Source organism: Bradyrhizobium sp. CCGUVB14 (genome assembly GCF_024199935.1).
Lineage (GTDB): Bacteria > Pseudomonadota > Alphaproteobacteria > Rhizobiales > Xanthobacteraceae > Bradyrhizobium.
In genome coordinates, this window is the sequence record NZ_JANADS010000001.1 from 811,728 (window position 1) to 835,933 (window position 24,206).

22 protein-coding genes are annotated in these 24,206 nt (G+C 65.6%); 8 read left to right on the plus strand and 14 right to left on the minus strand.

The genetic code is table 11. From position 1 onward, the window contains the following. Positions 1-59: 59 nt before the first annotated feature. The 3 genes from NLM32_RS03875 to NLM32_RS03885 form a co-directional block, all read right to left on the minus strand. Positions 60-446 carry a VOC family protein gene (locus NLM32_RS03875; protein ID WP_254127957.1) on the minus strand — a complete coding sequence of 129 codons (387 nt, stop codon included), beginning with the start codon at positions 444-446 and terminating at the stop codon, positions 60-62. Positions 447-697: 251 nt separating this feature from the next. Beyond that, positions 698-1,552, minus strand: a complete 855-nt coding sequence (locus NLM32_RS03880; RefSeq protein WP_254127958.1) for an intradiol ring-cleavage dioxygenase — start codon at positions 1,550-1,552, stop codon at positions 698-700. 79 nt (positions 1,553-1,631) lie between these two features. After that, on the minus strand, positions 1,632-2,570 hold the full coding sequence (locus tag NLM32_RS03885; RefSeq protein WP_254127959.1) for a DMT family transporter: 939 nt from the start codon (positions 2,568-2,570) through the stop codon (positions 1,632-1,634). Between the two features lie 132 nt (positions 2,571-2,702). Between NLM32_RS03885 and NLM32_RS03890 the strand changes: the two genes are divergently transcribed. The 3 genes from NLM32_RS03890 to NLM32_RS03900 all read left to right on the plus strand — a co-directional run bounded on the left by NLM32_RS03890 (position 2,703) and on the right by NLM32_RS03900 (position 4,842). Further along, positions 2,703-3,299, plus strand: coding sequence for a bifunctional transcriptional activator/DNA repair enzyme AdaA (locus tag NLM32_RS03890; protein ID WP_254127960.1), 597 nt, complete (start codon positions 2,703-2,705; stop codon positions 3,297-3,299). A 118-nt stretch (positions 3,300-3,417) separates the two neighbouring features. Continuing rightward, complete coding sequence (locus NLM32_RS03895) at positions 3,418-3,858, plus strand: antibiotic biosynthesis monooxygenase (RefSeq protein ID WP_254127961.1); 441 nt, start codon at positions 3,418-3,420, stop codon at positions 3,856-3,858. A gap of 66 nt (positions 3,859-3,924) precedes the next feature. Continuing rightward, on the plus strand, positions 3,925-4,842 hold the full coding sequence (locus NLM32_RS03900; RefSeq protein WP_375143520.1) for a sigma-70 family RNA polymerase sigma factor: 918 nt from the start codon (positions 3,925-3,927) through the stop codon (positions 4,840-4,842). A gap of 18 nt (positions 4,843-4,860) precedes the next feature. Here NLM32_RS03900 and map read toward each other — a convergent pair whose 3' ends face one another. Beyond that, a complete protein-coding gene (gene map / locus NLM32_RS03905; RefSeq protein WP_254127962.1) occupies positions 4,861-5,679 on the minus strand; it encodes a type I methionyl aminopeptidase in 819 nt (272 codons plus the stop codon). 174 nt (positions 5,680-5,853) lie between these two features. Beyond that, complete coding sequence (locus NLM32_RS03910) at positions 5,854-7,164, minus strand: mechanosensitive ion channel family protein (protein WP_254127963.1); 1,311 nt, start codon at positions 7,162-7,164, stop codon at positions 5,854-5,856. 235 nt (positions 7,165-7,399) lie between these two features. Between NLM32_RS03910 and NLM32_RS03915 the strand changes: the two genes are divergently transcribed. Further along, positions 7,400-9,193 carry a potassium/proton antiporter gene (locus tag NLM32_RS03915; protein ID WP_254127964.1) on the plus strand — a complete coding sequence of 598 codons (1,794 nt, stop codon included), beginning with the start codon at positions 7,400-7,402 and terminating at the stop codon, positions 9,191-9,193. 78 nt (positions 9,194-9,271) lie between these two features. Here NLM32_RS03915 and modC read toward each other — a convergent pair whose 3' ends face one another. From modC to mepA, 5 genes are all read right to left on the minus strand, one after another. After that, on the minus strand, positions 9,272-9,934 hold the full coding sequence (gene modC / locus NLM32_RS03920; RefSeq protein ID WP_254127965.1) for a molybdenum ABC transporter ATP-binding protein: 663 nt from the start codon (positions 9,932-9,934) through the stop codon (positions 9,272-9,274). Positions 9,935-9,936: 2 nt separating this feature from the next. Beyond that, entirely contained in the window at positions 9,937-10,632 is a 696-nt protein-coding gene (gene modB / locus NLM32_RS03925; RefSeq protein WP_254127966.1) for a molybdate ABC transporter permease subunit, read from the minus strand. A gap of 26 nt (positions 10,633-10,658) precedes the next feature. Continuing rightward, positions 10,659-11,444 (minus strand): molybdate ABC transporter substrate-binding protein, encoded by a 786-nt coding sequence (gene modA, locus NLM32_RS03930; protein ID WP_254127967.1) that lies wholly within the window; start codon positions 11,442-11,444, stop codon positions 10,659-10,661. Positions 11,445-11,694: 250 nt separating this feature from the next. After that, the gene (locus NLM32_RS03935; RefSeq protein ID WP_254127968.1) at positions 11,695-12,198 is read right to left on the minus strand and encodes a hypothetical protein; all 504 of its coding nucleotides are present in this window, start codon (positions 12,196-12,198) and stop codon (positions 11,695-11,697) included. A 307-nt stretch (positions 12,199-12,505) separates the two neighbouring features. Continuing rightward, the gene (gene mepA / locus NLM32_RS03940; RefSeq protein ID WP_254127969.1) at positions 12,506-13,450 is read right to left on the minus strand and encodes a penicillin-insensitive murein endopeptidase; all 945 of its coding nucleotides are present in this window, start codon (positions 13,448-13,450) and stop codon (positions 12,506-12,508) included. 571 nt (positions 13,451-14,021) lie between these two features. Between mepA and NLM32_RS03945 the strand changes: the two genes are divergently transcribed. Continuing rightward, the gene (locus NLM32_RS03945; protein WP_254127970.1) at positions 14,022-16,181 is read left to right on the plus strand and encodes an EAL domain-containing protein; all 2,160 of its coding nucleotides are present in this window, start codon (positions 14,022-14,024) and stop codon (positions 16,179-16,181) included. 18 nt (positions 16,182-16,199) lie between these two features. Here the strand turns inward: NLM32_RS03945 and NLM32_RS03950 are convergent, their stop codons facing one another. After that, the gene (locus NLM32_RS03950; protein WP_254127971.1) at positions 16,200-16,628 is read right to left on the minus strand and encodes a hypothetical protein; all 429 of its coding nucleotides are present in this window, start codon (positions 16,626-16,628) and stop codon (positions 16,200-16,202) included. A gap of 395 nt (positions 16,629-17,023) precedes the next feature. Between NLM32_RS03950 and NLM32_RS03955 the strand changes: the two genes are divergently transcribed. Continuing rightward, complete coding sequence (locus NLM32_RS03955) at positions 17,024-17,749, plus strand: RDD family protein (protein WP_254127972.1); 726 nt, start codon at positions 17,024-17,026, stop codon at positions 17,747-17,749. Here the strand turns inward: NLM32_RS03955 and NLM32_RS03960 are convergent, their stop codons facing one another. From NLM32_RS03960 to NLM32_RS03970, 3 genes are all read right to left on the minus strand, one after another. Continuing rightward, positions 17,750-19,714 carry a methyl-accepting chemotaxis protein gene (locus NLM32_RS03960; protein WP_254127973.1) on the minus strand — a complete coding sequence of 655 codons (1,965 nt, stop codon included), beginning with the start codon at positions 19,712-19,714 and terminating at the stop codon, positions 17,750-17,752. A 200-nt stretch (positions 19,715-19,914) separates the two neighbouring features. Further along, complete coding sequence (locus NLM32_RS03965) at positions 19,915-21,069, minus strand: acyl-CoA dehydrogenase family protein (protein ID WP_254127974.1); 1,155 nt, start codon at positions 21,067-21,069, stop codon at positions 19,915-19,917. A gap of 68 nt (positions 21,070-21,137) precedes the next feature. Then, complete coding sequence (locus NLM32_RS03970; RefSeq protein WP_254127975.1) at positions 21,138-21,821, minus strand: hypothetical protein; 684 nt, start codon at positions 21,819-21,821, stop codon at positions 21,138-21,140. Between the two features lie 93 nt (positions 21,822-21,914). Between NLM32_RS03970 and NLM32_RS03975 the strand changes: the two genes are divergently transcribed. Next, positions 21,915-22,556, plus strand: coding sequence for a TetR family transcriptional regulator (locus tag NLM32_RS03975; RefSeq protein WP_254127976.1), 642 nt, complete (start codon positions 21,915-21,917; stop codon positions 22,554-22,556). Positions 22,557-22,565: 9 nt separating this feature from the next. Then, positions 22,566-24,176 (plus strand): amidase family protein, encoded by a 1,611-nt coding sequence (locus NLM32_RS03980; RefSeq protein ID WP_254127977.1) that lies wholly within the window; start codon positions 22,566-22,568, stop codon positions 24,174-24,176. Positions 24,177-24,206: the final 30 nt, after the last annotated feature.

Consider the following 24,206-nt stretch of genomic DNA (forward strand, 5'->3'; position numbering starts at 1 on the left):
GAAGTGTCGGGACGTCCTGCGGGCGGTTTCGCTGCCGCCCGCAGGAGGCGCCATCCAGCCTACGCCGTCAGGCCGCCCGGCGGTGTGCAGATTTCGACCAGCACGTCGCCCGGCGCGTTGCAGTAGAAATGCGGCACGCGCGCGCCGCCGCCGCGATCCATGAAGGCGATCCGACCCGGGTTCAGGCCTGCGGCCGTCAGCTCGGCATGCTTGGCCTCGACCTCGCTCGCCTCGTCATAATAGAACCCGATGTGGAAGTTGGCGGGATAGTTGGCCGCCTCGCCTGTCTTGCCGCGCATCACGGTGAGGACGAAATCCTCCTTGTTGCGCAGGACGACGAGCGCGTCGCCGCGCCCCGCTGAGGGCGTGAAGCCGAAGAAGCGCTCGAAGAAGGCGGCAAGGGCCACCACGTCCGACGTCGCCAGGTTGAGATGTTGCAGTCGCATAGGTCTGTCTCCGTTCAAGGTGAATGAACGGACGAGGCGAGATCCCACACTGAGGCGGCGGCCGGGTTGACACGGTGACACGACACGCCGGTCAGCGTGACGATCGCGTCACTCTGTCCGGCCGTGGGTCCACCCGTGAAGACGGTGGCAGAATTCCTGGACAATCAGGAACAGGCCGGGCTTACCAATCCGGCCATGCCTTTTTCGGCGCGCCCTGCCTAGCAAAGATCGCGCGGAGCGGCAACGACCGTTCAACGGTCGCGCTTCAACCCCGGCACCAGCGCAGCCAGCCGGTCCCCGATCGGGCGTCCGAACATGGGGCCGCCCATGCCGCCGGGCGGCGGCCCCGGTGGCGGTCCGCCGTGCATGCCGGGCGGCGGTGGCGGCGGGCCCGCACGTCCGACCGTCGCCTCTGCGCGGCGATCGACGCCGAGCGTCAATGTCGCGACGTAGCGGTCGCGCTCCTCCTTCACCGCGCAGAAGGCGCGATGCTCGGGATCGGAGCGCTCGATGACGTGGTCGTTGGCATTGATCACCATGCGTTGCCGTGCGCGGCCGCCGTAATCGGGGACGTTGGTATAGATGAACTCGTTGAGTGCATCCGGCAGGAAGGTCTGCCCGGTCAGCACGGTCCGGTCGCGGAGAAAAACCTTGAAATGGATGTGGGTGGTGCGGCCGTCATACCAGCCGGGATAGATCGTGTTGAACGTCACCCAGCCGGCGCCGTCGGTCGTTTGCGTGCCGCGCAGGAACGTCTGGCCGGTCGCATCGACATTGTGGTTGTCACTCTGGCCGGCGAAGGCCGAATAGAGCCCCTTCGCGTCGCAGTGCCAGATGTCGATCCGTGCGTCATGGATCGCCGTGCACGATCCGGCATCGATCACCCGCAGCCGCAAGGTCAGCGGCACCCCGGGCCTGCTCGCGGCGATGTCGGATCGCACGAGTTTCGGGTCGGAATAGAACGGGCCTTCCTCCGCCTGCGGCGTCAGGATGCAGGCGGGCTGGGCGTCCGCGGCAACGGGGGCAGCGTCCGCGCGGTCCGACAACAGGCCCGCGGCGCTGGCCGACACAAACCCGAGAAAGCCGCGGCGCGTCGATGTGCTCACTCCGTCTCTCCTGTCTGCTTGACGAGAGATCGTCATCGGGAAACAGGATGGCAAGATCAGGCTTTGAAGATGGCGACAATCAGCCCCGTGGTTTCTGATCATGTCGCGCAGGCAGCGTGACAATGACCACCCCGGCGAGAATGAGCGCCATTCCGGCGAGAATTGACCAGGTGAAGCTCTCGCCGAGCAGGGTTGTGCCGAGCATCACCGCGAAACCCGCCCGCAGATAGCTCCCGCTGGTGGTGCCGAGTGGGCCGATCGTGCGGATCAGCCGGAAATAGATCACCATCGCGAGCGCCGTGCAGACCACGGCCAGTGCGATGACAGCTACGATCGCCTGCGCTTGGGGCGGCGCCAGCAGCCATGGTCGCTCGAGGATCGCGGCCGCAGGCAGCATCAGGATTGCGGCGCAGCTCATGGCGCCTGCCGCCGTGACGATCGCAGGAAGCCTTGTGAACCGTTGTCCCCAGATCGGCGCGAGCGCGTAGCAAAGGCTCGCCCCGAGCACGGCCGCCTGCGCCAGCGGTGCGGCGGTGCCGATTCCGGACAGCGCGTCGATCCCCACGGTCACGGCGACGCCGGCAAGGCCGAGAGCGACGCCTGCGATCTTGCGGCCGCTGATCGCCTGTCGCCCGCGCTCTGTCATCAAGGCGATCGCAAGCACGAACATCGGCGGCGTCGCATTGAGCACGCCGGCGAGGCCGCTGGTGATATGCGCCTCGCCCCAGCTGATCAGGGTGAATGGCAGCGCGCTTTGCAGCACGCCCTGCACGAGAAACGCAGCCCAGACCGATCCCCGGCGAGGAAGTGCGTGCCCCTGCGCCGTCGCAATGAGAAGGAGAAGAGCTGCCGCGAGGGTCACGCGTGCCGCAACCATCGTGAACGGCGGAATCGCGGGGATCGCCACCTTGATCAGCGTGAACGAGCTTCCCCAGATCAGCGAGAGCAGCAGCAACAGGGCGATCTCGCAGGCGAGGGTACCTTGGTCCGATGTTGCCTGTTCGGCCTGCGTGCTCATGCGGTGTGCTCCTTGATTTGCCGGCAGCATGATCAGGAAGCCGCGGCGCGGGCTGGCCGAATTCGGACCTCATCGTCCGATCGAGTCCGATTTCAGCTACTCGGCGGGCCGCATCGAAACTATCCTCGCGGCATGATGACGAGCCCGGCGCAACGGCAAACCCTGCCACCGCATCTCGACTGGGAGACCTGCGACCGGGCGCGGCTGGCACGTGCGCGGGATTTCGACGGCCTGTTTTTCTCCGGTGTTCGCTCGACGCGCATCTATTGCCGGCCGGTCTGTCCGGTTCGGCCGGCGCGCTCGGAGAATGTCACCTTCTACGCGACGGCAGCCGCGGCCGAGCGGGCCGGCTTCCGTCCCTGCCTGCGCTGCCGGCCGGAAACCGCGCCGGGTTCTCCGGCCTGGCTGGGGACGGCCACCACCGTCGCCCGCGGGATGCGGCTGATCGACGATGGCTTTCTCGATCGCGCCACCATGACGGAACTCGCAGGCGCGCTCGGCGTCGGGCCGCGCCACCTGCTGCGCCTGTTCCTGCGTCATGCCGGCGCGAGCCCGAGCGATATCGCGGCGACCCGGCGCGTGCAGGAGGCCAAGCGTCTGATCGACCAGACCGAGATGACCCTGGCGGAGATCGCCTTCGCCGCCGGCTTCGGCAGCGTTCGCCGCTTCAACGATGCCTTTGCCGCGACCTACAGGCGGCCGCCGTCGTCGTTCCCGCGGCGCCGTTAGGGCCTGGCGCCGACGAAAAAAAATCCGCACCGACCGTTTCCTTTGCACCTCCTCGTTCGTCTCTAGCGCTGTGGGCCTCGTCGAGCGGCCAGCAGGGTTTCCTCAAGGGAGAACATCGATGTCAGAGATCAAAGCCACGCCATCGCGTCGCGCCGTCGTTGCCACCGGCGTGAGTGCCGGCGTCCTGCTTGCCGCTCAAAGCGTCCCGTCCTACAGCCAGAACAGGAGTTCGAAAATGGAAGCCACCATTCGCACCGGCAGCGACGTCGCCACCCTCGTCAACGTCTTCACGGTCGAGCCGGACAACCAGCAGAAGCTGGTCCAGCTCCTGAAGGAGGGTACCGAGACCTTCTTCAGCAAGCAGCCCGGATTCATCTCGTCCAGCGTCCACGCCGGCAAGGAGGGCGGGCGTGCGATCAACTACTCGCAATGGCGAAGTGCTGCGGATATCGAGAATTTCCGCAAGGATCCGAAGTTCGCACCGTATGTCCAGCGCCTTGTTGCGATCGCGAAGGCCGAGACGATCCTGTGCGAGGTCGTCGAGGTCAATCATGCCTGACCCTCAGTGGGTGGTATCTCGATTCCGATTGACGTATCACGCCTGTCGGCGACGGGGAGAGCCTGCTTGACCGACGATGTGACCAGCAACAACTCGGGGGCGGTCCGGGAGACCGCCCAGCAAGCCCTCGACCGCCTGGCGGTGGAAATGCGGCCGCAGCTGCATCGTTACTGCGCGCGCATGACGGGCTCGGTCATCGACGGCGAGGACGTGCTTCAGGAGGCGCTGCTCAAGGCCGTCGAGGCGGCGCCGCGGACTGAGCCGCTCGACAATCCGGAAGGCTGGCTGTTTCGCATCGCCCACAATGCCGCGCTGGATTTCTTGCGCCGGCGCGCGCGCTACAACGCTGCTCACTCCGATGAAGATCTGGACATGATCGCCGCCTTGACCAGCCCCGTGAACGACCGCCAGATCGTGGCTGCGAGCTTGCAGACCTTCATGCGGCTGCCGGTGGCGCAGCGGAGTGCGGTGATCCTGCGAGACGTGCTCGGCTATTCCGTCGACGAGGTCTGCACCATCATGGGCGGCAGCATTCCCGCCACCAAGGGCGCCCTGCAACGCGGTCGCGTCCGCCTCCGCGAGCTCGCGGAGGAAGCCGATGACATCAGGCCTCCGGAGCTGGACACGGCGGAGCGCGCCCGCCTGATGCATTATGTCGAGCGCTTCAACGCCCGCGACTTCGATTCCTTGCGCGACATGCTGGCCGACGACGTGCGGCTGGAGATGGTCAACAGGACACGCCGTACCGGCCGCCACGACGTCGCCGAGTATTTCGGGCGTTACGCGCAGACCAGCCCCTGGCACTGCGTTCCCGGATTCGTCGACCGGCGCCCTGCGATCATCATGTTCGATCCGCAGGATCCGTCAGGCCCGCCGCGCTACTTCGTGCTGCTCGACTGGGAGAACGGCAGCATCGTCAACATCAGGGATTTTCTGTTCGCGCACTACGCGATCGAAGGCGCTGAATTGTTCACGCTGGACTGACGGCGCGAGGCCGGTAGATCAGCCGATCTGCTTCTCGCCGTGCCGCTCCGACAGCGTGAAGATCTCGACGCCGGTGGCGGTGACGCCGACCGAGTGCTCGAACTGCGCTGACAGCGAGCGGTCGCGGGTGACCGCGGTCCAGCCGTCGGAGAGAATCTTCACATGCGGCTTGCCGAGGTTGATCATCGGCTCGATGGTGAAGAACATGCCGGGCTTGAGCTGCACGCCTTCGCCGGGCCGGCCGATATGGATGATGTTCGGCTCGTCGTGGAACATGCGGCCGAGGCCATGGCCGCAGAAATCGCGCACCACGCTCATGCCCTGCGGCTCGACGAAACTCTGGATGGCGTGGCCGATGTCGCCGGTGGTGGCGCCGGGCTTCACGGCGGCGATGCCGCGCATCATCGCTTCATAGGTCACTTCGATCAGCCGCTCCGCCTTGCGCGCGATCGGGCCGACCGCATACATCCGGCTGGAATCGCCGTACCAGCCGTCGACGATGAAGGTGACGTCGATGTTGACGATGTCGCCTTCCTTCAGCGGACGGTCGCCGGGCATGCCGTGGCAGACCACGTGGTTGAGCGAGGTGCAGGTCGAGTAGCGATAGCCGCGATACATCAGCGTCGCCGGATAGGCGCCATGGCTGAAGGCGAACTCGCGGACGAACTCGTCGATGCGGTCGGTCGCAACGCCGGGGCCGACGATGTCGGTGAGCTCGTCGAGGCATTTCGCCACCAGGGCACCCGCCTTGCGCATGCCGGCAAAGGCGGCCGGCCCATGCAGCTTGATCTGTCCGGTCTTGCGCAGGGAGGTATCGGTGGCTTCGACGTAGCTCATGCGGGCGCTATCTTCTGGAATAGGGCGGAAGGGCTTGATTTGAGGCCCTAATTTAATGATTGCGGGCCTTCGTGCAAGCTTGGCAGGAGCGTTTTCGAGCGAAGTGGGTCCTGGTTCGCGTGAAGAAAGCGCGTCAAAACAAGGGGCCCACCCGCCATGTGCCCGAAAGCGGTCTCAATTCGGGACTTCTACGGTGGTTTCGACCGGCAGCGCCCCGCCGCGGACGCGGATTTCGCGGACCGGGTAGGGAACCCGAATGCCCTCGCGCTTGAAGGCGTCCCATAGCGACAGCATCACGTCGCTTTTGACGTTGTCCATGCCGTCGGGGTCCGCGAGCCAGAGGGTCAGCGAGAACTTCATGCCGGCTTCGGCGAACTCGGTCAGGATGCAGTTCGGCGGCTTGCCCTTCTGCGCGCGCGGATGGGCAGCCGCGGTCTCGATCGCGAGCCTGCAGACCAGCCTGGGATCGGCGTCGTAATTGGTGCCGAAGATGATCTTCACCAGCGTGTTCTTGTCGGTATAGGTCCAGTTGACGACCTTCTGCGTCACCAGATCCTCGTTCGGCACCAGGAACTCGCGGCCGTCGCCGGCGGCCACGGAAATATAGCGCGTCTTCATCGCACTGATGCGCCCGGTGTTGTCGCCGATGGTGACGAGGTCGCCCGGCTTCACCGATTTGTCGGCGAGCAGGATGATTCCGGAGATGAAATTGGCGACGATCTTCTGCAGGCCGATACCGATGCCGACGCCGACCGCGCCGGAGAACACTGCGAGCGCGGAGAGGTCGATGCCGACCGCGCCAAGCGCGATCACGATCGCGATCGAAAGCAGCCCGATGCGGATGATCTTGACCAGCAGCACCTGGACTGACGGCGTCAGGTCGGTCGTCGAGTTGATCTTGCTCTCGGCGAAATTGCTGGCGATGTTGGTGAGCCAGAGCGCGATGATCAGGAGCGCGCCGGCCTTGATCACCAGCAGCGGCGTCAAGCGCAACCCGCCGAGCACGATGGCGTAGGAGTCGAGCAGCTCGACCGTGGTATCGAGCTGGCCGAGGATGGACAGTGCGGCGAAGAACCAGGCCGCAACCGACACCAGCTTGACGAAGAAGGCGTTGCGCAGCACCGAGGTCACGAGCCGGATCGCGAGCCAGGCGAGCCCGAGCTTGGCGGCGACCATGAGGAGGTAGCTGCGGCTCGGCCAGGTCGCATGATACATCACGATGCGGGAGATGATCACGAGCAGGGTGAACACCGCCGTCGAGCCGCTCGCGACCATCACGCGGGCGAACTGGCGAAGCGGCAGCGGCCAGCGCATCGCCAGCGAGGTGATGTCGACCCGGTTGCGAATGGCGGCTTCCGCCGCATAGGCGATCCCGGCCGCCGCCAGCATGAGCCCGAACTGCAGGTAGAACCATGGCGAGGCGATTTCCGCCCCGACGCTGCGCGCGGTGGTCTGCACGAACTCCATGAAGTCTTTGAGGTCCATCGGGCAAGTCTCGTTGGAAAGGTCGCGTCGGGACAGGTCTCGTCGGGCGAGGATTTGATTCGAAAGTGCCGCAGAATCCCACAAAGGAAGCGGCCCGGCCATCGATACACCGCGAAGTGAAGCGCGTTAAGGCCGCAAAATACGGGCAGATTGCCGCGAGCGGGAGAAAATGGGTTGGCGCGCCGGTACGGCGACGATAAGGATGCAATTCCAGCGATTTGAACCCGGAAGGTGGATGGCCTCCCTCGACTCTTTCAGCATCGCCATTCTGCTCGGCGCCGTCCTCGTCATGGCCGGTATCCTCTCGAGCCTGCTCGCGCTGCGCTTCGGCGCGCCGCTGCTGCTGGTCTTCCTCGCGATCGGCATGCTGGCGGGTGATTCAGGTCCCGGCCAGCTCCAGTTCAACGACGTCGGCACCACCTATCTGGTCGGTTCGGTAGCGCTGGCGCTGATCCTGTTCGACGGCGGCCTGAAGACGCGTTTCGCCAGCATCCGCACCGTGCTCGCGCCCTCTGTGGTGCTCGCGACCGTCGGCGTGCTGCTGACCGCGCTGATCACGGCGCCGTTCGCGAAATTCGCGCTCGATCTCAACTGGGCCGAGTCGCTGCTGGTCGGCGCCGTCGTGGCCTCGACCGACGCCGCCGCGGTGTTCCTGCTGGTGCATACCCAGGGCCTGCGCCTGCGCCCGCGCGTCGGTGCGACGCTGGAAGCCGAATCCGGCACCAACGATCCCTTCGCCATCTTCCTCACCTTGATGCTGGTCGAATACATCTCGCTGGGCTCGAGTTCGCCCGGCCATGTGGTGATGGAGTTCGTCCAGGAGGCGGCGCTCGGCGCCGTCGTCGGCGTGATCGGCGGACGTCTCGTCGTCATCGGGCTCAACAAGGTCGCGCTTCCGCAGGGCCTGCACGCGCCGTTCGTCACCACGGCCGCGCTCGTGATTTTCGGCGGCTCGCAGATCATGCACGCCTCCGGCTTCCTCGCCGTCTATCTCGCGGGCATCATCATCGGCAACCGGCCGACGCGCGCGCACAATTCGGTGGTGGCGTTTCTCGATGCCGCGACCTGGCTGGCGCAGATCGTAATGTTCGTGCTGCTGGGCCTGCTGGTGTCACCGAGCCGGCTCGGCTCCAGCGTGCTGCCCGCGATCGGTATCTCCTTCGTCCTGATGCTGGTGGCGCGGCCGATCGCGGTGTTCGTGTGTCTCGCCCCGTTCCGCTTCAACTGGCGCGAAAAGATCTTCATCGCCTGGACGGGCCTGCGCGGTGCGGTCGCGATCTTCCTGGCCTCGATCCCGATGCTGGTCGGCCTGTCAAAGGCCTATCTCTATTTCGACGTCGCCTTCGTCGTCGTGATCATTTCGCTCCTGCTGCAAGGCTGGACGCTCGCACCCGCCGCGCGCAAGCTGCATGTGGCGCTGCCGCGCGCCGAGCGCGGCCCGCGCCGCGTCGAACTGGATCTGCCCGGCCAGCTCGAACAGCAGCTGGTCGGCTATCCGGTGCGGCCGAAGAGCCTGTATTTCCGCCGCGGTCTGATCCCCTCCTGGTCCAAGCCGACCCTGGTGATCCGCAAGGAGAGCATTCTGACGCCCGTGGAAGCCGAGCCGATCGAGCCCGGCGATTACATCTATCTGCTGGCACCGCCGGAAAAGGCCGAGGCGCTCGACCGCTTCTTCGTCGATATGCAACCAAGCTCGGCGCCCGATCCGCATCTGCTCGGCGACTTCATGGTCTCCGGCGAGCATACGCTCGCCGAACTCGCCGAGATCTACGGCGTGACGGCAAGCGACGACGACAGCAAGCTGACGTTGGCCGACTATTTCGACGTTCATCTCGATCGCGCGCCGAAGGAAGGCGCCGAGCTTGCGCTCGGCGAGATCGTGCTGGTCGCGCGCAGCATCTCCGGTGGCCGCGTCAACGTCGTCGGCCTCCGCCTGCCGGAAGACGACGAAACCCCGGCGCCGCTGACGCGCAGGCAGGCAATGCGGAAGAAGCTCGCGGAGATCTGGACGTCGGTGACGGGAGTTTAGAGGGCGCGGGCTGCCACACCCTCGGTGTCGTCCTGGCGAAAGCCAGGACGACGACGGAAAATGTTGCCGCACCATCCCCTACGTCAGCACCTTCACCCCGCCGAACGACGTCACGCGGCCCTGCCTCAGCATCACGATCTGCGTCGCAAGCTGGCGCAGCTCGGCGACGTCGTGGCTGACATAGACCATGGGGACATTGGCCTCGTCGCGCAGGCGGACCAGATAGGGCAAAATCTCGAGCTTGCGGGCCTCGTCGAGCGCGCCGAGCGGCTCGTCGAGCAACAGCAGGCGCGGTTTCGACAACAATGCGCGGCCGAGCGCGACGCGCTGGCGCTCGCCGCCGGAGAGTTTTCCGGGGCGGCGGTCAAGGAGGGCACCGATGTCGAGCAGCTCGACGACGCGCTTGTGCTGCGCCGGATCGGCCGCGAGGCGGTTCATCCGCCGGCCATAGTCGAGATTCTGCGCGACGTTGAGATGCGGAAACAGCCGCGCATCCTGGAACACGTAGCCGATGCGGCGGCGATAGGTCGGCACATGAATGCCGGCGGCGCTGTCGTCGACGGTCTCGCCGTCGATCACGATGGTGCCGCGATCGGGCCGCAGCAGGCCCGCGATCATGTTGATCAGCGAACTCTTGCCGGCGCCGGATGCGCCGAACAGGCCGGTGACGCGGCCTTCGCTTGAGAACGACGCCTGAAGCGAGAATTCACCGAGCTGTTTTTCGACATCGACGCGCAGCATGGTCAGTTCCCGTGCAGGCGCTGCGTGGCGCGGCGGGCGAACCATTCGGCGGCGATCAGCGCGCCGATCGCGAGCCCGACCGAGATCATCACGAGTCGTGCGGCGGCGGCGTCGCCATCCGGCGTCTGGATCAGTGAGTAGATCGCGGATGAGATGGTCTGGGTCTCGCCGGGAATGTTGGAGACGAAGGTGATGGTCGCGCCGAACTCGCCGATCGCCTTGGCAAAGCCGAGCACCATGCCGGCGAGCACGCCGGGCAGGGCCAAGGGCAGCGTCACCGTGAAGAACACCTTGAAAGGCGCGGCACCGAGCGTCTCGGCGGCCTGTTCGAGCCGGCGGTCGATCGCCTCGATCGACAGCCGCATCGGGCGCACCAGCAGCGGAAACGACATCACGCCGCAGGCAAGCGCAGCTCCAGTCCAGCGGAAGGCGAAGACGATGCCGAGATGATCGGCGAGAAAGCCGCCGACCAGGCCGCGGCGCCCGAAGGTGAGAAGCAGCAGATAGCCTGTGACGACAGGTGGCAGCACCAGCGGCAGATGCACGACGGCATCTAACACCGACTTGCCCCAGAAATCCTTGCGGGCGAGCAGCCACGCCAGCGCAATGCCGAACGGCGTTGCCACCAGCGTCGCGATGATGGCGACCCTGAGCGAGAGCAGGATCGCCGTCCATTCGGCGGGAGAGATGTCGAGCATCAAGTCGTAATATCAGATCGCGAAGATCAAGTGGTCGGGCTGATCAGGAACTTAAAACCGTATTTTTCCAGGATGGTCTTGGCGGCCGTCGAGCGCAGGAAGGTGAGATAGTCGTTGGTCTCGGGCTTCGCGGTCGTGGTCGCCGCGACGGGATAGATGATCGCCGGATGCGAATCCGCCGGGAAGGTGCCGACGATCTTGACGCCGGGCTCGACCTTGGCGTCGGTGGAATAGACGATGCCGAGATTGGCTTCACCACGGGCGACCAGCGTCAGCGCGGCGCGCACGCTCTCGGCCATGGCGAATTTCGGCTCCGCGGCCTGCCAGGCGCCGAGCTTCTCCAGCGCCGCCTTGGCGTATTTGCCGACCGGCACCGACTTGACGTCGCCGGTCGCGATCTTGCCGTCGCCGGCGAGCTTGGCGAGATCAAAGCCCTGCGCGATGGTGACGTTGTCGATCTTGGAGTCCTTCGGCGCGATCAGCACGATGCTGTTGCCGAGCAGGTTCACGCGGGAAGGCTCGTTGATGGTCTTCTTGGAGGCGGCGTAGTCCATCCAGTCGGTGTCGGCCGAGACGAACACGTCGGCCGGCGCGCCCTGCTCGATCTGTTTGGCCAGGACCGAGCTCGCGGCATAGCTCACGGAAAACTTGACGCCGGTCTTGGCGGTGTAGGCGGCGTCAACCTCGTCGAGCGCGTTCTTCATCGACGCGGCGGCGAAGACCGTGATGGTCTTGTCCTCGGCGGCGGCAGGCGAGAGGCCCGCGCCCGCGAGCATGACGAAGGCGGTGAAAAGTCCGGCAATACGATACATGGATGGCGCTCCGTGCGAGCCCGCGCGTGCTAACGCACGCGCAAATCTGGCGTTGGGTGGGTTCAGGTCGCGACCGGCGGAAGCGCTGTTCCACGTGTCCCCGCAACGGCTTACGGCCGACGGGGATATCGCAGCTGCGAAGATAGCAGGCCGGGGCTTCAGGTCAAAGGCGACCCTTTGTCCAACGCATGATCCGGAAAAGTGTGTCGCGGTTTTCCGAAAAGATCATGCGCAAACAATAACATCCCGCTCATTGCGCCGGCAGGATCGAAATCGACAGCGAATTGTCCTTGGCGCCGCTGACCTGGAGCACGAACGGCTTGTCCGAGAGCTCGTATTTCATGGTTTTGCGGATGCCGTCGCAATCGGTGGCGCCGCTGAAGGCCACCGGCTTGAGGAAATGCCCGTCCTGGACCAGGTCGACCCAGGCGCCGGAGGACAGGCTGATGGTGTAGAGCCCGGCCTTGGCCGCCTTGATGCTGGTGAAGCCGGCAAAGGTGCCGTCCTTCGGCGCCCGCTCCGGCGGCGTCGGCAGCTTTGCCTCCTGGGGCGCGACCAGGCCCAGCGTGATCGCCGATACCGGGACCGCGGCCTGTTCGGCGCCCGACGCGAGCTTGGTGCGGTCCGGCGCGGTCAGCGCGGCGCGGTCGCGCTCGATCGGCCATTTGAACTTGTCGCAGCCGCTGGGCTCCTCCGCAGCGAGAGCGGAGGTCGCACTGATCGAGAGCACCGCAAGGAGAGCGAGGACGCGCATGTCAAATCTCATCGTTGGCCGCGCGTGGGCGCAGCTTGCAGTCAGGTTTCGTCGGCGAACGGGATGCGCATCCCGGAATGCCGCGGGCTTACGGCCGCGCGGCCGGGCGATCCTAGCGCATTTGGGGGGATGCGGACCAGTCAGCAGTCCGTCATCCCGGACAAGCGAAGCGCAGATCCGGGATCCATACCCCCAGGGAGATGTTTGACGAAGACCCGGAGTGTGAGCGATGTCCCACACTCCTCCCTGTGGTTATGGGTCCCCGCCTTCGCGGGGACGACAACCGAAAATGGAGCGGCAGTGTGCCCTACGGCTTCGCATCACCCGCGCGCAGCACCGCTTTGCAGGCCGCCGGCATCTGGGCCAGCGTCATCGGCGGTTTCGGCTTTGGCGGCTCCGGCGGCGGCTTTGGGTGCAGCACGCCCTCGCTGAACCAATAGGCGAAATCGGAGGGCTTGCAGCCTTCGTCCTCGGATTGCGACGGCTGGCCCTCGCATTCGCCTGATCCCGCCGGGCAGCGCATGCGGATGTGGAAATGATAGTCGTGGCCCCACCACGGCCGGATCTTCGACAGCCACGAGCGGTCGCCCTTGGCTTCACGGCAGAGCGCCTTCTTGATCGCGGGATTGACGAAGATGCGCTGCACCGCCGGTTCTTGCGCCGCATCGCGCAGCACCAGCACGTGGGCCGGCGTGAACACTTTCGGATCGATGTCGAGCCGGTCCTCGCGCACCATCATCACCGCCGACATCTCCTCGCGCTCCTCGCGCGATAGCCGACGGTCCGGCATCGGCGTCAGCCAGATGTCGGCATCCAGCCCGATCTGATGGCTGGCATGACCTGATAGCGCCGGCCCGCCGCGTGGCTGGCCGATGTCGCCGACCAGAATGCCCGGCCAGCCCGCGTCCTTGTGCGCCCTGGTAGCCAGGCGCTTGATCAGCGCGATCATGTCGGGATGACCGTAATTGCGGTTACGCGACAGCCGCATCACCTGCCAATTGTCGCCGTTGAGCGGCATCTGCTGGGCGCCGCCGATGCAGCCCTTCACGTAGGAGCCGATGACATGCGCCGGTCCCATCGAGGGCAGCAGTTTTCGCGCGAACAGCTCTTTGGCGCCGAGATGCGGATCGTTCGGATGGGCGAGCGGCGGCAACGGTTTTGCGTTCACGCTGCCCTTGTCCTGGGCCAGCGCGCCGCCGGCGGCCAGAAGCGTCATCATCAGCAGGAGAGGGGCGATTCGGCGGGGACTCATGCTGACGTCCTTATAGCCGAAGCCTGCGTCAGGGTTAAGGATGAGGCCTTCGGCGGGGCGCCGCCTCACAACGTCTTTACAGCCGTTGGCGCCGATCAAGCGTGAGAGTCTGTAACGCCGCGATCCATAGTTCCGACCCGAGCGCCCTCAAGGCAGCGGGGACATCGTGCGAAAGTCGCAAATTTCCGCTGCGGCGACGCGATTCTTAACGGCGCGATAACTCTATCCTGCATTGACCAAAATTCGTGCGCGGAACGAGATGCACCCGGCTCCTGCATGCAAGCGGCCTGCATTCCGGAATTGATTCATGGAGACTGCGCGTTTTTGCATCTCCACTCTCGACGATCGCGACGAGCAAGCTGGTTCGACGCGCCGCCGGCGCCGATTGCGCCTCGCAAACAGGCAAGACGCTCCGGCGCCCGGCTGCCGCACAGCGCTTCGCCGGAGGACGAGACCACCCAAGATTACTTTTCTTTCAGACACTTGGAGCAAGACTTGCGTCCGCTGGGCGCGGCTAGGACGTGTGAAGTTGAGTTTGGGGTCCAAAAAAACAGGAAAGCGAAAGCGCAACGTGCTTGCCAGGGGCGGCGGACAGCCGCGCAAGCCGCGATTTGCGCGCGCGCCTCATCCGCCCGCCGAGCGCGACCAGCTCGTGCAGAGCCGTGCGGAAGCCGAAGCCGCCATCATCGAAGCGCGCAAATCGCATGAGCGGCTGCGCCAGGCCGTCGACCTGCTGCCGCAAGGCATCGTGATCCTCGATCCCGAAGGCCGCTACGTCCTCTGGAACAAGCAATATTCCGAGATCTACAGCAGGACCGCCGATCTGTTCGCCGAAGGCGCGCGCCTCGAAGACACGCTGCGGGTCGGCGTCGCCCGCGGCGATTATCCGGAAGCGGCCGGCCACGAGGACGAATGGATCGCCGAGCGACTGAAGAAGCTCCACGAGCCCGGCAAGCGCCACGAGCAGACGCTGTCCGATGGCCGCGTCATCCTGATCGAGGAACGCCGCACCGATGACGGCGGTGTCGTCGGCCTGCGCGTCGACATCACCGAATTGAAGCAGCGCGAGGCCTCGTTCCGCCTGCTGTTCGATGGCAATCCCGTTCCGATGATCGTCTGCGCGCTCGACGACGAGCGCATTCTCGGCGTCAACGACGCCGCGATCGCGCATTACGGCTATAGCCGCGCCGAGTTCGAGAAGCTGAAGATCCGTTCACTGCAGGCCTTCGACAGCGAGCCGCCCTGGACCACCGACCGCTCCAGCGACGAGCAGGCCGCGCGCACCTGGAAGCACGTCAAGGCCGACGGCGCGCTGATCGATCTCGCGATCTATTCCCGCGAGCTGAGCTATGATGAACGGCCCGCCGTGCTGCTCGCGCTGATGGACATCACCGAGCGCAAGCGCGCCGAAGCGCGGCTTGCCTTCATGGCGCAGCATGACGGGCTGACCGGCCTGCCCAACCGCAATCTTTTGCGCCAGACCATGGACGAGATGCTGCAGCATTCGCGGCGCAGCCCCGAGAAGGTCGCAGTCCTGATGCTCGGGCTCGACAATTTCAAGGCGGTCAACGACACGCTGGGACACGCGGTTGGCGACAAGCTGCTGCGCGGCGTCGCCAAGCGGCTGCGTTCGACCTTGCGCGACGAGGACGCGCTGGCGCGGCTGAACTCTGACGAGTTCGCGATCGTGCAGAGCGGCCTGACCCGGCCCGAGGACGCGGTGGGCCTGGCAAAGCGCCTGCTTGAAGCCATCGCCGATCCCTATCTGCTCGACGGTCATTCGGTGGTGATCGGCGCCTCCATCGGCATCGCGATGGCGCCCGGCGACGGTGACGAGTCCGAAAAGCTGCTCAAGAGCGCCGACATGGCGCTGTCGCGGGCCAAGTCCGACGCGCGCGGCACCTTCGCCTTCTTCGAGGCTGCGTTAGATGCAAAAGCGCAGAGCCGCCGCAAGATCGAGGTCGAGCTGCGCGACGCGATCCAGAACGACGTGCTGCGCCCGTATTACCAGCCGCTGGTCGATCTCCAGAGTGGCCGCATCACCGGCTTCGAGGCGCTGGTGCGCTGGCCGCATGCCGAGCGCGGCATGGTCTCGCCGGCCGAGTTCATTCCGGTCGCGGAAGAGACGGGTCTGATCAATCCGCTCGGCGGCCTGATGCTGCGCCGCGCCTGCCTCGATGCCGCGACTTGGCCGGACGACGTCCGCGTCGCCGTCAATCTGTCGCCGCTCCAGTTCCGCAGCGGCAATCTGCTCTCGATGGTCACGGACGCGCTGAAGTATTCCGGCCTGCCGCCGCGGCGGCTCGAGCTCGAGATCACCGAGACGCTGCTGCTGGAGAAGAGCGCGCAGGTGCTGGCGACGCTGCATGCGCTGCGCGCGCTCGGCGTCCGCATCTCGATGGACGATTTCGGCACCGGCTATTCCAGCCTCAGCTATCTGCGCAGCTTTCCGTTCGACAAGATCAAGATCGACCAGTCCTTCGTCCGCGATCTCGGCGCCAATCGCGAGGCGCAGGCGATCATCCGCTCCATCGTCAGCCTCGGCAAAGGCCTCGGCGTCATCATCACCGCCGAGGGCGTCGAGACCGAAGCCGAGCTGAGCTGCCTCCGCACCGAGGGCTGCGACGAGGGCCAGGGTTTTCTGTTCAGCAAGGCCCGGCCCAATGCCGAGATCATCAGCCTGCTGGCGGCGCAGCGCGGGATCGATGGCGATACCGCGCTGGTGGCCTAGCGTTCGGCAGATCGGACTCTAGTAGCCCGAGTAGGGACCGGACGGCATGCAGGAGTCGTCGACATAGTGGTAGCCGCCGCCATAGCCGTATCCGGAAGGATAGCCGTAGGCGGAATAGCCGCCGCCATAGTCGCCGCCGTAATAGCTTCCATGGCCTCCGTAGTAAGCGCTCGCGATCCCGGCGCCGACGACGGCGCCGGCGACCCCGTAACCGAGGCGGCGGTAGCCGTAGCCGCGATAGGCCAGGCCGCCACGATAGCCATAGCCACCACGATAGCCGTAGCCGCCGCGGTAGCCGTAACCCCAGCGCACTTCGGTGGTCACGGGATCGACCATCGCTTTGATCGTGGCCACGGATGTCGGCATCGGGCCCGCCTGGGCGCCTGTGACGAGCAGGGCACCGGCCGCGGCGAGAACGGTCGTCCGTAGAGAGTTCGAGAACCTCATGACCATCTCCGTGCTGTGCGGCGGCGCCCTGGCGCGGCCGTCAACAGCCTATTCGGGGCAGCTTTGCTGCGCCAGGCTTGATTCAAGTCAAACAGATCGCAGCCCTTGTGCCGCGCGCAGTCCCGCCAGGAACGTATCGACGCTCTTCGGCCCGTGAGTGATCGGTGGCTTGGCTCGCACGTGCAACCGACGATGCTGGTCGAAGCCGAGAGGTGATCGAGTAGAGCCGATTTGCTGTGACGGTATGAGCTCGGCAATGCGGAGATCGTCGGCCTCTTGAAGGCCTAGCGTAGCGCAGATACAACCTGCGGCGAGGACGCTGCGCTGGTGGCCTGGTCGGACCTCCGCCATTGTCAGCGCCTGACGATTGAATAGGATCGCGGAGTCCAGCGCCTATGAACCCCAATGCACCAGCGGCGCCGGACGTGCCACGCTATGCCCGGTTCTCGCGTCGGCTGAAAGCCATATTGCTCGACTGGATGCTGGCGATGGCCCTGATATTCGGCGCCTTGGCCGTTGCCGCTAATGTCGAGAGCAATGCGCTCGCCCGCGTTCTTGGCGTCGGAGTCGTTCTGATCCTGTTGCTCTACGAACCGCTACTGGTCTGGTGGGGCGGCGCCACGCTCGGGCACTACTGGACCAACCTGCGTGTCGTCGCCGACGATGGCGGCAATTTGAGCTTCGCCAGGGCGCTCGGACGATTTGCACTGAAGAGTCTGTTAGGCTGGTATTCGTTCCTGAGCATGGCGGCGACCCGCCGCAACCAGACGGTCCATGATCTTCTGACGCGCTCCACTGTGCAGATTCGCGACCCCGCAAAGGCCACACCGTCGCAATTCATTACTGAGCGGCGCGAGTTCGACGGTGCGGGGACGCCGTCGCGCTTGCGGCGCGCCGCCGTGACGGTGGCCTATCTCGGTGTCTGCTTTGTTCTCTATGTGATAGCGCTCGACCTCTTGCTCAGAGCCGGCATATTGTCGCGAGCCTGCTTCTACAGCAGCATGTGCACAGGCGGTGACCGCATCGTCGACGCCGTTGCCGGCATCGTGTTCCTGGTGGTGTTGGCCTTTGTCCTCGGCCTCGGCTGGCGTGGCCAGCTGCTCGGCGCGCGCAAGGCCTGATCAGGCCGCGCGCAGCCCCGCCAGGAACGTATCGACGCTCTTCATCAGCGCGGTCGCGTGCTGGCCGAGTTCGCCTGAGGCGACCATGACATTGCCGGCCAGCGCCCGTGACTGGTCTGCGGCCTGGCTTGCGCCGGCGACGTTGGCCGAGACTTCGGTCGTGCCGGTGGAGGCCTGCTGCACGCTGCGGGCGATCTCGCGCGTCGCCGAGCCCTGCTCCTCGACGGCGGCGGCGATCGTGGTGGCGATGCCGCTGATGTCGCGGATGGTGCCGCTGATGTCGGAGATCGCGGTAACGCAATTGCCGGTCGCGGCCTGGATCGCATTGACCTGGGTCGCGATCTCATCGGTCGCTTTCGCGGTCTGGCTCGCCAGCTCCTTCACCTCGGAGGCGACCACGGCAAAGCCGCGGCCGGCCTCGCCGGCGCGGGCCGCCTCGATCGTGGCGTTCAGCGCCAGCAGATTGGTCTGGCTCGCGATCTCGCTGATCAGGCGCAGCACGTCGCCGATCCGCTCGGCGGAGGCAGCAAGGCTCGTGACCATCTCGGTCGTCTCGGTGGCCTTGACCACCGCGCCGCTCGCGACCTGGCTGGAATGGGTGACCTGGCGGCCGATCTCGGTGACGGAGGAGGCGAGTTCTTCCGTCGCGGCCGCGACCGCATTGACGCTGGTGGAGGCTTCTTCCGACGCGGTCGCCGCGGCGGATGCGCGTTGCGAGGTGCCGTTGACGCTGGAGGTGATTTCGCCCGCGACATGCTGCATGCCCTCGGTCGCCTTGGCGACCGCTGCGACCACGCCCTTGACGTCGGCCTCGAAGCGGTCGGCCATCTGGCGCTGCAGGGCCTGCTTCTCGATCGCGGCCTTGGCCTTGTCGGCCTCCTGCGCCTCGCGCAGCGCGCCCGTTTCGAGCATACCCTGGCGGAACATCTCGACCGCCTTGGCCATGGTGCCGAGCTCGTCCGCCCGCTCGCTGCCGGGAATGGTGACGCTGGTGTCGCCGCTCGACAGCTTGTTCATGACCGCGGTGATCGCGATGAGCGGCCGCGACAATCCGCGCCCGAGCAGGAACGCCAGCAGAATTGCGGCGGCAAGGATTGCGACCGTGCCGAGGATCAGGTTGCGTTCGGAGGCGGCGAAAGCGGCCTCGTATTCGGTGGTGTCCTTGATGATCTCGAGCACGCCGACCGGCTGGCCTGCGTAGTTCTTGATCGGCCCGGCATAGACCTCGGCCGGGTGGCCGTCGAGCTCGGCCTCGCGCAGCAGCGGCGCGCCGCTGATCACGGCCCTCAGCTCGTCCGGCTTGGCGACGGCGTTCTCGCCGAAGGTCGAGGACAGCTTGTTCAGCGATGCGCCGTCGACCGAATAGACCGCAAGGTCGATGCCAAAACGCTTCTTGGCGCGGTCGACGAATTCCTTGCCGAAGGCGGCGCCGACGTCGACATTGGCGAGGTTCTTGCCGTCGCGCACGATCGGCGTCAGGCCGAAGATGCCGAGCGCCTCGCGGCCCGGCTCGACGCCGACGATCTGCCGGCCGGTCTTGAGCGCCTCGACCACGGTGGCGCGGCGCGCGGAGACGTCGTCGCCGAAGGTCTTGGGCGCGTGGACGCGATAGAACGAGGTCGCCGGCGGCAGCTGGAAGGTGATCAGGGGGATGCCCTGTGCCTTCAGGGCCTTGTTGGCGTCGCCGAGCAGGGTGCCCAGGCTGTCGCGGTCGCCCTTGGCGATGGCATCTCCAACCGGCGGGAGTGCCGCGATCACGGCGGAAACCGCCAGGGCCGAACGTCCCTCATAGTCGATCGCTGCGATGACGCTCTCATATTGCAGCTTGAGCTGCTGATCGAGCGCCATCCGTGTCAGCGCCCGCTGCTGGGTGATCGAGAAGCCGGAAAGGATGGCGCAGGCCACCGCAACGGTGAGCGCGATCGTGAGAATCAGGCGAGCCGCAATCGACTTGAGCATGAACATCGGAAATTCCCGGGCATTCCAAAGATTGATCTTGGTTTTGCAGAACGGTCCCAGAAATTGCTTAACAACAAGAGCGGATGGGCTCCGTGTTTCCACGGATTCGCTACGGCCCTTTTGCATGACTCAATGCGGTAAGCGCATGGAGGGATTGATCGTTCGCTATCGGCAGAGACAAAGCGACGCAGCGTGCGCGCAGGCGACTAGCGGTTTTCGGCAAGGATCACCTTGCCGACATCCTCGTAATGCGTGTCGCGCGCCTGGATCTGCTGGGCGATCGCGTGCATGTCACGAAACCGTCGCTCGAACGGATTGCTGCGGAATACGGCGGTGGCGCCGGCCATGTGATAGGCGGTGTCGACCACTTTTGCCGATTGCTGGATGGTCCAGGTGGAGGCGAGGCGGACGGCGCTGCGATGCGCCGCGCTGAAAGTGCCCGTCGCGGAGAGATCGCGCCACATCGCATGCGCCGTCGCATAGAGATAGGCGCGGGCGGCGCGCAAATCCGCTTCGGTGCGGCCGATCAGGCCCTGGACCGCCTGGTTGTCGCGCATGGCGCTGGCCGCCAGCGACTGGTGCTTTGCGCGCGCCAGCGCAATCGCCGCGTCCAGCGTCGCGCGCGCGACGCCGAGCGAGACCGCTGCGAAGCCGAGGCTGAAGGTTGAACCGGTCGGGAGCCGGTAGAGTGGGCCCGGCTCGCGTAGCGCGCTCGGCACGTCGCGGAACACGGCGAAGCGATCGGGAATGAAGAGATCCTTCACCTCGTAGGAATCGGTTCCGGTGCCGGCGAGCCCGATCGCCTGCCAGACATCGTGCATCACGGCGCTCACGAGCGGAAACAGGATGGTGCGCATCTCCTGCGAACCGTCGGCATTCTTGCGCGGCGTGCCGTCGGCATTGGCGATGCGGACATGCGCGCCAAGCCAGCTCGCCTGCCGCGAGCCCGAGGCGAAATCCCAGCGCGCGGTGACGCGGTAGCCGCCCTCGACCGCGCGCGCCTCATGCGCCACCGCGCCCCAGGCGAGGATGCCGGGCGCGGTGTTGAAGATCTCGTGCGCGCTGCCGTGGTCGAGGCTGGCCGCGATCATCGCGCAGACGCTGCATTGGCCGAGGCACCAGGCCGTCGATGCATCGGCCTTCGCGATCTCCTCCAGCATCTGCATGAAGATGTCTGGCGGCGCTTCCGACCCACCGAGGTCTTGCGGCAGCAGCGCGCGATAGAGCCCGTTCTCGATCAGCGCGTCGACGACGGCAGGCGTCAGCCGCCGCGTCCGCTCGATCTCGTTGGCCTCGCCCGCAATCAGCGGCGCGATGGCCCGCGCCCGCCCGACGAGATCGACTTCAACGGTTCCGTCCATATCCGCGTTTCCTCGCCCATTCTGCCGTGAGCGGTGAAACGCGATGGTGGTCTATCTGCGCAATTCAATCAAGTCGCAACGGCAGTCGTCGCGTCGTCTTTCCGGGCCAGCAAGAAGAAAAGGCGGGCCGACAGCACGAAGGCGAGGACAAAGAAGATCGTTCGCGCCAATGCCAAAACCTTGGCCTGCTCGGGCGGCACGACCGAGATCAGGATGCCGAAGGGGATGTAGCACCAGAGCACGATCGCAATGATGCGCCCCATTTTGCCGAGGCGGAGAAAGCCGAGCGAGAACAGGAACGTCGCGAGATAGCTGGCGTGAAACTTGACCTGAGAGGCGATCATCTGGACTTCGCCGTCGGCGGCCGAAACCGGCAGGCCCGTCTGGAGCGCGTGCACAACAGTCATGATGTGATGATTCTCCAGCGAATCCAGCAGCAGTGTCAGCATGGCAGCGGCCAGCGCGACGCCGATCAGCCGCGAATCCACCAGCCCGCGCAACCGGGCGGCCAGCGTCACGAAGAAGGCGCCGTAGAAAACCATGAAGAGATTGTCGAGGCCGAGATTGAGCCGAAGCCCCAGGACCGCAAGCGGCGAGGCAATGAAGGCGCGGTAATCGTCGATCGCGCGTGCGCTCTGGAAAAAGTCCTGCGAGCTGTGGGTCGCGAGGATGGAGGCAACCATTGCGGCGACTGTCAACGCTGCGAGACTGGCGAGCAGCGCCAGCGTGCGGTCCAGGCTTTTCTGATCCATGTTATATGCCCTCTGAGAAACCATCGATGCAATACAAATATCAATTGATATTCGAATATCAAGTGATATTTGAAGACGAGAGAGAATGTCCGCGTGGCGAAGCTGAATCGCGAAGAGAGCCAGGCTCGTACCAGGGGCCTCCTGATCGAGGCCGCCCGCCGGGAAATCGTGAAAAAGGGCTTTGCGACAGCCTCGATCCGCGACATCGCGGAGGCTGCTGGCTTCTCGCTGGGCGCGATCTACTCGAACTTCCCGGACAAGGAAGCCATCCTGCTCGAACTGATCCAGCAGCATCAAGCCGAGGAGCGGGCGCGGATCGAGGAGAATTTGGCGCGGGCGCAAGGCGACGCCGATGTGGCCATGGCGGGCATCGAGGCGTGGGCGGAGACAGTCAATTCCGACCCTGATCTCGGCGTGCTCGCGATCGAACTGCAATTGCACGCGCTGCGAAGCCCCGCATTCGCGAAGGTCTATAACGAGTCGAACCGCAAGCATCGTCGTGCGCTCGGCACGATGATCACGCATCTGTTCGAACTGTTCGGCAAGAAAGTGCCGGGAGAACCGTCGGAGATCGCGAGCGGCCTTGCCGCGCTGAGCCGCGGGCTCGCACTCTCTCCGACCGGTGGCGATGACGATCGCGGCGGGCGCATCGTGCTGACCTTCCTCAAGGCGCTGATTGAAGCCGCCCCGTCCGTGGACAAGGCGAAGAAGTCGCGCGGCAAGACAGGCGAGTAGAGGCACATCATGAAGAAGCCGACCCGAGGCGTCGCAGCGCTGCCCGAGCTGAGGCTCGAGGACGCGCCGATGAGCGACATCATCGATGCGTTGGCAGGCGGGCAGGTCACCGCGACGGCGCTCACCAAAGCTTATCGCGCGCGGATCGCAGCCTACGACCGTGCCGGGCCGGCGCTCAATTCGGTCCGCGCCCTCAATCCCGATGCGCTCACCATTGCAGCCGGGTTCGACGGCACCAAGCCATCAGCCAAGCGGCCGCTCGCGGGCGTGCCGATCCTGGTGAAGGACAACATCGCGACCTCCGACAAGCAGCCGACGACGGCGGGCTCGCTGGCGCTGGAGGGCGCACGCGCGAAGCGCGACGCCACCGTCGTCAAATTGCTGCGGAAGGCCGGCGCGGTGATTCTCGGCAAGGCGAATTTGACGGAGTTCGCCAACATCCTCGCGATCGAGATGCCCGCGGGTTACTCATCGCTGGGTGGCCAGGTGAAAAACCCTTATGCGCCGGCGCTGATGGGAGAACACGACATCCCGGTCGTGGTCCCTGGTGGCTCGAGCTCGGGGTCGGCGGTCGCCGTCGCGGCCGGCCTGTGCGCGGCCTCGATCGGCACCGAGACCTCGGGTTCGCTGCTGTATCCTGCAAGCATGAACGGGCTTGTCACGGTCAAGCCGACCGTCGGCCTGATCAGCCGCGCCGGAATCATTCCGATCGCGCACAGCCAGGACACCGCAGGGCCGATGACGCGCACGGTGCGCGACGCGGCGATGCTGCTCAATGTTCTGGCGGCCCAGGACCCGCTCGATCCCGCGACAAAGCGGCAGCGGCGGCCGGCCGATTATACCGCAGGCCTCTCGCGCGACGCCATGAAGGGCGCGCGTATCGGCGTGCCGGGCGACCCGGCCGATCCGCTGAACGATCGCTATTACGGCAAGCTGCAACCCGGTTGGGCCAAGGTGATGACCGAGACGATCAAGGTGCTCGAGGATCTCGGCGCCGTCATCGTGCGCGCCAACATGCCGACGCGTGGCTGGCTCGGCGGGCCGGGCACCGGCATGGCGGTGCTCAACCGCAATCCGTTGAGCATCAACAAGGGCAATCCGACCGGCTCGCCGATCGTGTTCCTCTACGAGCTGAAATACGGTCTCAATCTCTATCTCGAGGATTGGGCGACCAATACCGACATCAAGACCATGGCCGATATCATCGCCTTCAACGCGGCGCACGCGAAGAGGGCGCTGCGCTTCGGCCAGGATCTGTTTCTCGCCGCCGACCTCACCAGGGGCGACCTGAGCGAGCGCGAATACAAATCCGCGCGCGCGATGGACCTGCTCGCCGCCAGGACGCACGGCATGGATGCCTACATGAACCAGCACAAGCTCGATGCGGTGCTTTTCCCCGGCAGTAGCGGTTGCGTGATCTCGGCGAAGGCGGGCTATCCCAGCGTCATGGTGCCCGCGGGCTTCGTCTCCGGGGCCGGCGACAAGGAGACGCCGGACTATCCGCTCGGCGTGAGCTTCGCGGGACGTGCCTGGAGCGAGCACAAGCTGTTGCGTCTCGCCTATGCCTATGAGCAGGCATCGACCATGCGCCAGCCGCCGCCAGGGCTGCCGGCGCTCTGAACCTCGGCGGCGTGGCGCACGACCAACTCC